Origin of the sequence: Natronospirillum operosum, from assembly GCF_004768465.1 — a bacterium.
Lineage (GTDB): Bacteria > Pseudomonadota > Gammaproteobacteria > Pseudomonadales > Natronospirillaceae > Natronospirillum > Natronospirillum operosum.
The window spans coordinates 260,865-273,294 of record NZ_SRMF01000002.1; the positions used below are offsets into that span (position 1 = coordinate 260,865).

Genomic DNA, 12,430 nt, shown 5'->3' on the forward strand with positions numbered 1-12,430 from the left:
TCCTTCTGCGCTCAAGCCTGGCTCAAGCGCAGAAGGCGTGACGTAAAATAATGGTCTCGCTGCGATCAGGGCCGGTGGATATGATGTCCACTGGTGCGCCTACCGCAGTTTCAAGATAACGTATGTAAGCCAGCGCATTGGCCGGCAGCTCATCCATGGACTTCACGCCCACGGTGCTTTCCTGCCATCCGGGCAGGGTTTCATAGACGGGCACAACACGCTCGAAGCCTTCGGCTTCGGCCGGAACGTTGATCGCGTTGCCCTGTTCATCATTGTAGCCGACACAGACCTTTACCTCGTCCATGCCGTCCAGCACGTCCAGCTTGGTCAGACAGAGACCGGAGATGGAGTTGATCTGGATGGCATGACGCACGCTGACGGCATCAAACCAGCCGCAACGGCGCGGGCGGCCGGTGGTGGAACCGAATTCATTACCCCGCTGGGCCAGACCCATGCCGACCTCGTCAAACAGCTCGGTCGGGAAGGGACCGGCACCCACACGGGTGGTATAGGCCTTGGTGATACCCAGCACATAGTCCAGATACAGCGGACCCACACCGGAACCGGTTGACACCCCGCCGGCTGTGGTACTGGATGACGTGACATAGGGATAGGTGCCATGGTCGATATCGAGCATGGACCCCTGAGCACCTTCAAACATGATGTTGCCGCCGGCACGGCGCACACTGTGCACATACTCGACAGTGTCATCGGCCAGGTCGAAAATCTGCTCGCCCTGCCGCATCACGGTGTCGTAGACGCTATCCAGGTCCAGCGCCGGCTGCTGGAAATAACCGGTCAGAATGAAGTTGTGATAATCCAGCAGCTCCACCAGTTTTTCGCGGAACACTTCGGGCCGGTAGAGATCACCCAGTTTCACTGCTCGCCGGGCGACCTTGTCTTCATAGGCCGGGCCGATACCACGCCCGGTGGTGCCGATGGCATTCTTGCCCCGGCGCACTTCCCGCGCCTTGTCCAGAGCCACATGGTTGGGCAGGATCAGGGGGCAGGCCAGACTGACTTTCAGCCGCTCGCGCACCGGTACCTGGCGCGCTTCCAGCATGTGGATCTCTTCCAGCAGCGCATCGGGCGCCAGCACGACACCATTGCCGATCACACAGGTGACATGATCACGCAGGATACCGGAGGGAATCAGGTGCAGTACGGTTTTCTCCCCGTCAATCACCAGGGTATGGCCGGCATTGTGCCCGCCCTGAAAACGAACCACAGCCTGTGCTTCATCGGTCAGCAGGTCAACTATCTTGCCCTTGCCTTCATCGCCCCACTGTGTTCCCAGAACAATGACGTTCTTACCCATCAGTTGTCTTCAACCCTTCAGTCGTTGTGCTGTCCAGTCCGCTGTGAGCATCGTCAAGCGGCATGATATGCCAGGCGCCAGCATGTTCCGCCAGGCGGTGTGTACAATCCAGTGTGCGGGCTTCCGCAGCCACTTCCTCGAAGCCCTGTATCAGCACTTCACCTTCGGCGCGCAACTGCCGCACGGTCTGCTGCAGTGTGGCATCCGGCCGGGCCGGTACATAGATGCGCCGGGGCCGCGCACTGCGGCGTTCCGGGGTCAGCTTGGCCAGGGTTTTCAGGTCCGCCGAAAACCCGGTTGCCGGCCGGCTGCGCCCGTAGGCCGCACCGGTATCGTCATAACGCCCACCCTTGGCAATGGCATGGCCATGCTCGCGGTGAAACAGGGAAAAAACAAGGCCGGTGTGGTAGTTGTAATCACGCAGTTCAGCCAGGTCAATGTGCAGCGTGACTTCGGGCAGGCGCGCCTGCAGCGTATCGACCAGCGAGCGCAGCGCGGCCAGCGGGCCGGCGACATCGAAGCGGGCCAGGCGGTCAGAGAGGCCAGCCAGCACCTCCGGCCCGCCGGACCAGCCGGGCAGCGCCAGCAACACACCGCGCGCGTCCTCGTCGTCCACCTCCTGTTCCAGCCAGGCCTGCAGCTCCGGCAAGGCACGCTGGCGCATCAGATCAAACAGTTCGGCGCGCTGTGCAGGTGCGAGCTGCAGCCTGTCGACCAGGCCCCGGTAGATGCCGACATGACCGACATCCAGCGTCAGGGTATCAAGTCCCACATCCGTGGCCAGACCGACCATCAGGCAGATGATCTCCAGATCGGCATCACCGCTGGCGGTACCATAGAGTTCGGCCCCCAGTTGCAGCGGGTTGCGTGAGCTCAGCAACGAGGCCTTGCGCGCATGCAGGACGGGCGAACAGTAGCAGTACCGGGCCACACCCTCGCGGCCGATACTGTGAGCGTCCATGCGGGCGACCTGCTGAGTCAGGTCGGGGCTGATGCCCAGCAGACGGCCGGAGGACTGGTCCGTCACCTTGCAGGTCAGCAGATCCAGGTCGCTGGCCATGCCGGCGAGCAAACTTTCCAGGAATTCCGCCTGCGGCGGCATGACCAGCTCGTAGCCCCAGCGCTGGAAATAATCCAGGCTGCGACGGCGCAGGCGTTCAACATGCTCAGCGAGAGGCGGCTGAACCTCTTCAATGGCGTCTGGCAGTAACCAGCGATCGGTCTGACTCATAGAAATCGGTGTTGTTCTCGTAAACAGCGGGCAACAAAAAACCGGGCCGTATGGCCCGGTTGCAGGAGTATACCGCTATTGAGCGGAAGTCTCACCCGTTTTTGCTTATTGCACGCTGAGCGAAATACCCGGCTGGGCATTGGCGTCGTGCATGAACCGGAAGAACGAATTGTCCGGTTCGATCACAAACAGGTCGTCACTGCTGAAGGCATCATTGTAGGCCTGCAGGCTGCGCCAAAAGGAGTAGAAATCACGGTCAGCCTGGAAGGCCTGCGCATAGATCTGGGCCGCGTCGGCATCACCTTCACCCCGGATAAACTGGGCCTGCCGATAGGCATTGGCCATTATCTCGGTGCGCTGGCGATCCGCGTTGGCGCGAATGCCCTCGGCCTGCTCCTCACCGCGTGAACGGATTTCCCGGGCTTCCTTCTCCCGATCCGACTCCATACGACTGAATACCGTTGCACTGACTTCGTCCGGCAGGTCGATACGCTTGATGCGCACATCCACCACCTCGACGCCCAGCGCGTTGCGGCCGGCTTCATTGACCAGCTCGGTCACTTCGCGAATCAGTTCGTCACGATCCCCCGAGACCACCTCATAGATGGTGCGTACACCAAAGGCGGCGCGCAGAGCATCATTGGCAATGGCCGTCAGGCGCTCGGAGGCCGCAAACTCATCGCCCGCTGTAGCACGGTAGAATTCACGCGGATGCTGTACACGCCATTTGACGAAGGCATCGACAATCAGGTTTTCCCGCCCCACGGTCAGAAAACGCTCTGGCTGCGAGTTGTTGGTCAGTACGCGGCCGTCGAACTTGGCCACCGTATCAATGAACGGCACCTTCCAGTGCAGACCGGCAGGCACATCAGATACCACGACTTCACCAAAACGCAGTTGGATAGCGCGTTCTTTCTCGGTCACGATATAGAGTGTCTGGGTCAGCAGTAAGACAACCAGACCCAGGACAACCAGGATGGTAACGCTGCGTGTGCTCATGGTTATTCCTCTCAGTTCCGGTTGCGTGAACGTTGCTCGAGCCGCTCGCTCAGACGATCAATCTCGTCATCGCTCATGCGACTGGCACCATTGGACAGTCGATCCAGCGGCAGATACATCAGGTTGTTGCTGCCTTCACGGACATCCAGCATGACCTTGTTCACATCGCGATAGATACCGGACACCGTTTCCAGATACAGGCGTTCGCGCGTTACTTCCGGCGCATTCTGGTACTCGGTCATCAACTGGGTGAAACGGGACGCATCACCTTCGGCTGTGGCCACCAGTTCAGCTCTGTAGGCCTCGGCCTCCTCGAGCTGACGCTGCGCCTGACCGCGAGCCAGCGGCACGACTTCGTTGGCGTAGGACTGGGCCTGGTTGATCAGCCGCTGCTCATCTTCCCGCGCCCGAATAACGTCATCATAGGCATCCTGCACTTCACGCGGGGCCCGTGCCTCACGGATGTTGACCGCGCTGACCTGGATACCCGAACCGTAGTTGTCCAGATAGCTTTGCAGACGCTCACGCACATTGCGCGCCAGTTCAGCACGGCCTGCGGTCAGCACCTCGTCCATGATCACACCCCCCATCTCGTGGCGCAGGGCGGCATCGGCTGCATCTTCCATGCTGCGTTCCGGCGAGCGCACATTGAGCGCAAAGTCACGCGCGTCCTGGGCCAGATACTGTACCGTCATCGAGATGTCGACGATATTCTCGTCTTCGGTCAGCATCAGATCCTGGTAGCTGTAGGAGCGCAGGTTGGTGACATTGACCTTTTCCACCTGATCGACGATGGGCAGCTTGAAGCGCAGACCCGGCATCTCGATCTTGTGGAAGGTACCGAAGCGCAGCACCACACCGCGCTCCTGCTCGTCCAGCGTATAGAAGGAGTTGTAGAGGCCGACACCCAGCACCACGATGGCCGCTGCCAGCACCAGGCCCTTGACGTTCTGTGGCCCGGAGGACCCTCCGCTGGAGCTGCCTCCACCGCCACTGCCGCCGCCGGAGCCCTTGCCGCCGCCGAACAGACTGCTCAGCTTCTTGCCCAGGTCGCCCAGTACCTGATCCAGATCGGGCGGACCACCACCCTGATTGCCGCCGCCGTTCGGGCGCCGCCCCCAGGGATCCTGATCTTTGTTTCTATTATCAGGCGGTTCGTTCCACGCCATGGTTATCTCCAGTTCTCAGGTTCAGATAAATCGGACTGTTACTGGCCAGGCCAGAACGACCCGGTCAGTACAGCGCTTCCGGCTCTTCGAGATAATGTGCGGTATCAATACCACACTGCCCCAGCAGCCTGCGGAAATCCTTGCACTGCAGGCGCACCGACAACAAGCTATTGCCAGCGTCGTCAAATTGCTCATTATGCACCGCACCCAGACTGTAAAGCTGGGCACGCAAGGCGGGCCACTGCGGCGGTACGGAAATCGTATCCACGAACAGGTCTCCACCCAGCCGATGGGCGATGGCCTCCTGCAGCAGGTCGAACCCCTCTCCGGTCAGCGCAGAGACCCAGACACGTTCGGGAATGCCGTCTTCGGTATAGTCAATATGGGCGGGTTTGCCGAGCAAATCCGCTTTATTGAACACCAACAGAGTCGGCTTTTCAGCTACCGCCAACTCGCTTAACACTTCATTTACTTGCTCTATATTCGCATCCCGCTCACCGGCAGCGCAATCCACAACGTGTAAAAGCAGGTCGGCTTCTGCCGTTTCCTGCAGGGTGGCCTTGAATGCTTCCACCAGTTTGTGCGGCAGGTGCCTGATAAAGCCGACCGTGTCGGCCAGCACCACGGGCCCAAGGTCCTGTACCTGCAGGCGGCGCAGGGTCGGATCCAGGGTGGCGAACAACTGGTCGGCGGCGTACACCTCGGCGCTTGTCAACGCATTGAAAAGAGTGCTCTTGCCGGCATTGGTATAGCCGACCAGCGCCACCGTGGACGTGTCGGACCGCTGCCGATAGCGCCGTCCCTGGTCGCGCTGCTTCTCCACCTTCTGCAGGCGGCGCTGAATATGGGTGATACGATCACGCAACAGTCGGCGGTCTGTTTCGAGCTGGGTTTCACCCGGCCCGCGCAGCCCGATACCGCCCTTCTGCCGCTCCAGGTGCGTCCAGCCCCGCACCAGCCGCGTGGCCTGATACTGCAACTGGGCCAGTTCGACCTGCAGTTTGCCCTCGTGTGTGCGTGCGCGCTGCGCGAAGATATCGAGGATCAGGCCGGTGCGATCCAGCACCCGACACTCGACCTCGCGCTCGATATTGCGCTCCTGGCTCGGCGACAGACTGTGATTGAACAAGACCACATCCGCTTCATGTTCATGAATGGCGGCCTTGATTTCCTGCACCTTGCCGGAACCGATAAAGAGCTTGGGATGGGGCGTGGAACGACGCGTGGTAATCAACGTCATCGGATCGGCGCCAGCCGAGTTGACCAGTTCGACAAACTCGGCGGCGTCCTCGCGCTCGTCACCCTCGGGAAAATCGATATGGACCAGTATAGCCCGGTCGCCGCCCTGGGCGCGTTCAAAGAGCAATCAGGTTCTCCGCATTCAGAGGTCGTCTTCCTCGGCGTGCGGCAACTTGACCGGACGTGAGGGCACGACAGTGGAAATTGCGTGCTTGTACACCATCTGTGACACTGTATTTTTCAGCAGAATCACAAACTGATCGAAGGACTCTATCTGGCCTTGCAGCTTGATCCCGTTGACCAGAAAGATGGACACCGGAATACGCTCTTTGCGCAAAAAGTTCAGATAGGGATCCTGAAGACTTTGTCCCTTGGACATTGTTCACTCCTCAATTCTTCTAGTAGTTATAAGAGCCACCCAATCGGATGACCGCAGCGAAGCCCGGAAGGCACAACAACATGGGCTTCGTTTGCTCCTTACCTGCACTACTATAGCAAAGTGGTTTCAAGGCCACAGTGTTTTTAAACGACGCTGACCAAAGAGATGCGGTCACGGCTCGGATCCGGGTTTCCGCGCTGTCTGAAGCGGGGGCTGCCGGTGTCGACTCAGGACCGCAGAGAGGTCAGCACGCGCTCTGTCAAATCGGGCGCAAGCGTATCAAAGTGCTGCAGATTGCGCCAGCCTCGCAACCAGGTGAGCTGCCGCTTGGCCAGTTGTCGGGTGACCACAATACCGCGCTCGCGCATGCTGTCCCAGTCCAGCTCACCGGCCAGCCAGTCCCACATTTGCCGATAGCCCACGCAGCGTACCGATGGATGATCGACCGTCAGGTCACCACGTTCATACAAAACCCTGACTTCGTGCTCAAACCCGGCGGCCAGCATCTGGTCGAAGCGCTGTTCTATGCGCTGATGCAGGTCCGCCCGCTGCAGCGGCGACACCGCCAGTTGCCGGACCGGAGCGGGAAAGTCCGGAGCCACCTCGCCGGCTGGCGGCAGTGGCGTATCGTTCTGCCACAGCCGGGTCAGAGGTTGTCCGGTCAGGCGATAAACTTCCAGCGCCCGAATCAGACGCTGACGATTGTGCGGGTGAATGGCGACAGCCGCCTGCGGGTCGACCGCCGCCAGTTCGGCATGCAGCGCCTTCAGCCCCGATGTTGCGGCCTGTCGGCCAAGCTCGGCCCGAACTTCCGGATCGGCCGCCGGCAGCCTGGCCATGGGCGCCAGCAGCACACGAAAATAGAGCATGGTGCCGCCCACCAGCACCGGGGTCTTGCCACGCCCCCGAATGTCGTCGATCAGCGCCAGGGCATCCTGGCGAAAATCCTGTGCCGAATACCGTTCCGCCGGGTCCAGAATGTCGAGCAGATGATGCGGTATACCGGCCTGCTCAGCCCGTGTGGGCTTGGCGGTACCGATATCCATGCCGCGATAGATCAGCGCCGAGTCGACCGATATCACTTCGCCGTTGAGCGCCTGTGCTATCTCGACACCCAGAGCAGTCTTGCCGGCGGCGGTCGGCCCCAGCAGGCAGATGACCGGTGCCGTCACCTACTGCCCCCGCAGAAACAGACGGTCCAGTTCGGCCATGCTGAGCTGTACCCAGGTCGGCCGGCCGTGATTGCACTGACCACTGCGCTCGGTGACTTCCATATCGCGCAGCAGCGCGTTCATTTCCGGCACCGTCAGCTTGCGGTTGGCCCGCACCGAACCGTGACAGGCCATGGTCGACAGAATCTCGTTGCGGGCGGCCAGGATGGCATCACTGGTTTCATGCTGCACCAGCTCGGCCACTACATCACGCACCAGCTCTTCAACCTGCTGGGCAGGGAAAAACACCGGCACTTCATGAACCGACAGCTGCTCCGGGCCGGTGCGACGAATATCGAACCCGAAAGCACGGAAACTGCTGTTGAATTCTTCCGCTGCATCAGCCTCGCGCTGCGACACGTGAATGACAGCCGGCACCAGCACCGGCTGTGCCGGCATGCCATTGGCGTCCATCGCCTGCTTCATGCGCTCATAGGTGATGCGCTCATGCGCTGCATGCATGTCCACCAGCACCATGCCATCGGCGTTCTGGGCCAGAATATAGACGCCGTGCACCTGCGCCAGCGCATAGCCCAGCGGCGGCGCTTCCCGCGCGTCGTCGGCCTGCAACTGCTGATAGGCGGACAACTGGTCGGCCACCTGCTCCGGTCGTGCCCGGGCCTGCTGCCAGTGGCGTGCGGCCGGGCTGTCAAAGGCGTTGCCACCGCCGCCGACGGGGCTGACAGAATCTGACGGGCCAAAGGCCAGGCCCGAGGACGCCGCCGCGCGACTGTCATCGCGCAGGGCCATGGCCGACTGCGTTGGCGCCGCCGCCTGCTCATTGCCTGTGGCTGGCGCCTGGATATTAGCCTGCGGCTGATGGGTCTGCGGTGACACCTCGGCCAGCGCCCGATGCAGGGTGCGGAACAGGAAATCATGCACCTGCCGGGAATCGCGGAACCGCACCTCATGCTTGGTCGGATGCACATTGACATCCACCCCGGCCGGGTCGAGTTCGAGATAGAGAACGTAAGCAGGGTGGCGGCCGTGAAACAGCACGTCACGATAGGCCTGCTTGACGGCGTGACTGACCACCCGATCACGCACTGGCCGCCCGTTGACGAAGAAGTACTGCATGTCAGCCTGCCGCCGGTTGAAGGTCGGCAGACCCAACCAACCCCAGAGCCGCAGGCCCAGGTGTTCCATCTCCAGAAATACGGCCTGCTGCATCAGGTCCGGCGAGCACAGGTCGGCTACCCGTTTTTCCTGTTCGGCCCGGGTGCTGCAGGCCTTGAGGCTGTGCACCTGACGGCCATTGTGCTTGAGGCTGAGAAAGCAGTGCCATTGACTCAGGGCAATGCGCTTGAAGGCTTCTTCCAGATGATTGAATTCGGTTTTTTCGGTCTTCAGGAACTTGCGCCGTGCCGGCGTATTGAAGAACAGATCAAGCACTTCGACGCTGGTCCCCACCGGGTGCGCGGCCGGGCTGACTTCCGGCACCATGTCCCGCCCCGAGGTGCGGGCCTGCCAGGCCTGTTCGGCGTCGACGTGACGGCTGGTCAGGGTCAGGCGTGATACCGAACTGACCGAAGCCAGTGCCTCGCCGCGAAAACCCATGGAGCGCACAGCTTCCAGGTCGTCCAGATTCACGATCTTGCTGGTCGCGTGCCGACTCAGGGCCAGCGGCAGGTCTTCCTCCGCAATACCCTGGCCATTGTCCCGCACCAGCATGCGCTTGACCCCACCCTGCTCCAGCTCGACCTGAATGCGGTCAGCGCCCGCGTCCAGACTGTTTTCCAGCAGTTCCTTGATTACCGAGGCCGGGCGCTCGACCACTTCGCCGGCCGCGATCTGGTTGGCCAGCCGCGGTGACAGCACCTGAATGCGCCGGGATGAAAGTGCCTCCTGTTCAGCCACTGGGCACCCTCAACGTCTGCCCGATTCGCAATACATCGGAATTCATGTTGTTCAGTTCCTGCAGCCGGTTGACGGTAATGCCGTGACGGGAGGCGATACTAGACAGGGTGTCGCCCTGGCGCACGGTATAGCTGCTGAGCTGATTGCCGCTGCGACGCTGCGAATAGACCCAGGTGCCCGGCGGCGGATTGTCATGGAAGTAGTCTTCAATACCGGCAAACACCGATCGGGCCAGCCGCTGCCGATAGCCTTGCGAGCCCAGGTTGGCTTCATCGCGCGGGTTCGACATGAAGCCGGCCTCGACCAGTATGGACGGCACATCGGGGGATTTGAGCACGGCAAACCCTGCCTGTTCCACTCGCCGGCGGTGCAGGTTGGTGACCTCGCCCATGCGTTGCAGCACCTGCTCACCGATAGTGAGGCCCTCCTGCATGGAATAGGTCATGGCCAGATCGACGATGACTTCGCGCACCATGGCATCCATATCCTGCATGTCGACACCACTCACGCCGCCGATGCGGTCGGCACGGTTTTCACTGCTGGCCAGATATTCGGCCATGGTGGAGGTGGCGCCACTGTCCGACAAAGCATAGACCGCAGCTCCTGAGGGCTGCGGGCTGGTGAACGCATCGGCATGAATGGACACGAAGAAATCCGCATTGGCTTCGCGGGCCAGCTGGCGGCGTCGAACCAGCGAGATGTAGTAGTCACCGGTGCGTACCATGAAGGGTGTGAAGCCCTCGGCGTCCTCAACGATGCGCTCCATTTCACGCGCTATGGCCATGGCCACATGCTTTTCATAGGTGCCCTGCACCCCGATGGCCCCCGGATCTTCACCGCCATGACCGGCATCGATGGCGATGATGATATCCCGCTCACCATCGGTTTCGGCGCGCCGGACTTCCCGCGCTGCCTCAATGGTCGGCGAAGTGCGGTCATCACGCTGCAGGTCCACCACCAGACGGTGGCCATACTGTTCATTGGGCGCCAGCACAAAGCTGCGTGGAGTCAGTTCGGTATCGAGATCCAGTACCACGCGCAGACTGCCATCTTCGCGCCGCGCCGAGCGTATGCTGCTGATGCCGCTGTCACTGAGTTCCAGGTCACTGTAGGAACCGGACAGGCTGGTGTCGGTCATGTCGATCACGACGCGGTCGGGGCCGCTCAGCGTGAACACGCGATGATCGACTTCCTGCGTCAGGTCGAAGACGATCCGGGTATGATCGGGCGCCTGCCAGAGACGAATATTGCTCACCGAGGTGGAGAAGGCAGAGCTGCTTAGCAGCAACAGGGGCAGCAATACAAGCAGGTAACGCATCATGCGGGGGTATCCTCCCACTCGCGCAATGCCTGCACCCAGGGCAGGGCTCCGTCGGCAAAGGCCTCTGCACGCAGGTCCCGCGCCGACTCATCGGCATGGGCTGGCGTCAGGGACAGACGCAGGTCTGCCGCAGGCAGCACACCCTGGCCCCGTTCAGGCCATTCAACAAAGCACAGGCTGTCAGCGTTCAGATAATCACGGATGCCCATGAACTCCAGTTCTTCCGGCGAACCCAGTCGATACAGATCGAAATGATACACCCGGTAGTGTGCCCACTCATAGGGTTCAATCAGGGTATAGGTCGGACTCTTGACCCGCCCGCGCCAGCCCAGGCCCTGCAGGTAGCTGCGCACCAGGGTGGTTTTGCCCATGCCCAGTTCGCCCAGCAGATGCACAACCATGCCCGAACTCGCGGCCACGGCCGGATTTGCAGCCAGACTGGCGCCCAGAGCTTGAGTGGCGGACTCTCCCGCCAGGCGAACTGAGGCTGTCATTATTGGCTGTTGTGGCATTTCCGGCGTGCAGGTCGCTCTGATCTGAACGGCAGTGTATCATTACTTTGCCGGGCGGACAGCCCACCAACCACGCCACACTGCCGTGACACAGGTTTTTTACGCTTATGCGTCTGCAGGCGCTAGACCTCACCGACATCAAGGCCCGACTGCACGACAAGGCGCTCAGCCTGGGGTTTGCCGACATGGGTGTTACCGGCACCGATGTCAGCGCCGAAAAGCCCCGTTTTGACGCCTGGCTGGCCAGGGGCTACCACGGCAGCATGGGTTTTCTGGCCGCCCACGGTGACAAGCGCTTCCACGCCGACAAGCTGGTACCCGACACCCGCAGCGTGATCTCCGTGCGCCTGGACTACCTGCCCGACACCCGCACCCATGAACTGCTGGATCATCCGGAGCAGGCCTATATTGCCCGCTATGCCCTGGGACGCGACTACCACAAGCTGATGCGCAAACGGCTGGTGCAACTGGCCCGCTGGCTGGAAGAGGTTGTGGGGCCGTTCGGCTACCGGGCCTTCGCCGACAGTGCGCCGGTGCTGGAACGGGCGGTTGCCCGCAACGCCGGCCTGGGCTGGGTGGGCAAGCATACTCTGGTGCTGAACCGCCATGCCGGCTCCTGGTTTTTTCTGGGCGAGCTGTATACCGACCTGGAACTGCCACCGGACCCGCCGCAGGCGACCCAGCACTGTGGCAGCTGTACGCGCTGTCTCGACGTCTGCCCGACCAACGCCTTTACCGGCCCCTGGGAACTGGATGCGCGCAAATGCATCAGTTATCTCACCATCGAGCATGACGGGCCCATACCCGAGCCCCTGCGGGCGCCCATGGGCAATCGGATTTTCGGCTGCGATGACTGCCAGATCTACTGCCCCTGGACCAAGTTCACGCCCCATACCCGGGAAGCCGACTTCACACCGCGCCACCAACTGGACGAGGCGGACATGGTGGCGCTGTTCCTGTGGGACGAGGCCACCTTTCTGCAGCGCACCGAGGGCATGGCCATCCGCCGCACCGGCTACGAGAACTGGCTGCGCAATCTGGCGGTGGCGCTGGGCAACGGCTCACCGCGACCGGAGGCCCTGCAGGCCCTGCGCCGGCGCCGCCCCGAGTGCAGCGAGCTGGTGCAGGAGCACATCGACTGGGCACTGCAGCGCCTGCGCGCGAAGACTCTGGGCACACCGGCCCGGCAGTGAC

The 12,430-nt window shown here is 61.6% G+C and carries 11 protein-coding genes; 1 reads left to right on the forward strand and 10 read right to left on the reverse strand.

The window, feature by feature from the left end; translation table 11 throughout:
* Positions 1–22 precede the first annotated feature (22 nt).
* The 10 genes from E4656_RS07660 to tsaE form a co-directional block, all read right to left on the reverse strand.
* Entirely contained in the window at positions 23–1,318 is a 1,296-nt protein-coding gene (locus E4656_RS07660; RefSeq protein ID WP_135482615.1) for an adenylosuccinate synthase, read from the reverse strand.
* Complete coding sequence (locus E4656_RS07665; protein WP_135482616.1) at positions 1,311–2,549, reverse strand: ATP phosphoribosyltransferase regulatory subunit; 1,239 nt, start codon at positions 2,547–2,549, stop codon at positions 1,311–1,313. Before E4656_RS07665 ends, E4656_RS07660 begins: the two co-directional genes overlap by 8 nt.
* Before the next feature lie 105 nt (positions 2,550–2,654).
* Entirely contained in the window at positions 2,655–3,548 is an 894-nt protein-coding gene (hflC, locus tag E4656_RS07670) for a protease modulator HflC (RefSeq protein WP_135482617.1), read from the reverse strand.
* Positions 3,549–3,559: 11 nt separating this feature from the next.
* The gene (hflK, locus tag E4656_RS07675; protein ID WP_135482618.1) at positions 3,560–4,717 is read right to left on the reverse strand and encodes an FtsH protease activity modulator HflK; all 1,158 of its coding nucleotides are present in this window, start codon (positions 4,715–4,717) and stop codon (positions 3,560–3,562) included.
* 64 nt (positions 4,718–4,781) lie between these two features.
* Positions 4,782–6,083 carry a ribosome rescue GTPase HflX gene (gene hflX, locus E4656_RS07680; protein WP_135482619.1) on the reverse strand — a complete coding sequence of 434 codons (1,302 nt, stop codon included), beginning with the start codon at positions 6,081–6,083 and terminating at the stop codon, positions 4,782–4,784.
* A 15-nt stretch (positions 6,084–6,098) separates the two neighbouring features.
* On the reverse strand, positions 6,099–6,335 hold the full coding sequence (hfq, locus tag E4656_RS07685; RefSeq protein ID WP_135482620.1) for an RNA chaperone Hfq: 237 nt from the start codon (positions 6,333–6,335) through the stop codon (positions 6,099–6,101).
* Positions 6,336–6,562: 227 nt separating this feature from the next.
* A complete protein-coding gene (gene miaA / locus E4656_RS07690) occupies positions 6,563–7,507 on the reverse strand; it encodes a tRNA (adenosine(37)-N6)-dimethylallyltransferase MiaA (protein ID WP_205849143.1) in 945 nt (314 codons plus the stop codon).
* Positions 7,508–9,403 (reverse strand): DNA mismatch repair endonuclease MutL, encoded by a 1,896-nt coding sequence (mutL, locus tag E4656_RS07695; protein ID WP_135482621.1) that lies wholly within the window; start codon positions 9,401–9,403, stop codon positions 7,508–7,510.
* Positions 9,396–10,724, reverse strand: a complete 1,329-nt coding sequence (locus E4656_RS07700; RefSeq protein ID WP_205849144.1) for an N-acetylmuramoyl-L-alanine amidase — start codon at positions 10,722–10,724, stop codon at positions 9,396–9,398. The genes mutL and E4656_RS07700 overlap by 8 nt, the downstream gene beginning before the upstream one ends.
* A complete protein-coding gene (gene tsaE, locus E4656_RS07705; protein WP_135482622.1) occupies positions 10,721–11,218 on the reverse strand; it encodes a tRNA (adenosine(37)-N6)-threonylcarbamoyltransferase complex ATPase subunit type 1 TsaE in 498 nt (165 codons plus the stop codon). The genes E4656_RS07700 and tsaE overlap by 4 nt, the downstream gene beginning before the upstream one ends.
* A gap of 125 nt (positions 11,219–11,343) precedes the next feature.
* Here tsaE and queG point away from each other — a divergent pair, with 125 nt between their 5' ends.
* Positions 11,344–12,429: a tRNA epoxyqueuosine(34) reductase QueG gene (queG, locus tag E4656_RS07710; protein ID WP_135482623.1), complete on the forward strand. Its 1,086-nt coding sequence runs from the start codon at positions 11,344–11,346 to the stop codon at positions 12,427–12,429.
* Position 12,430: the final 1 nt, after the last annotated feature.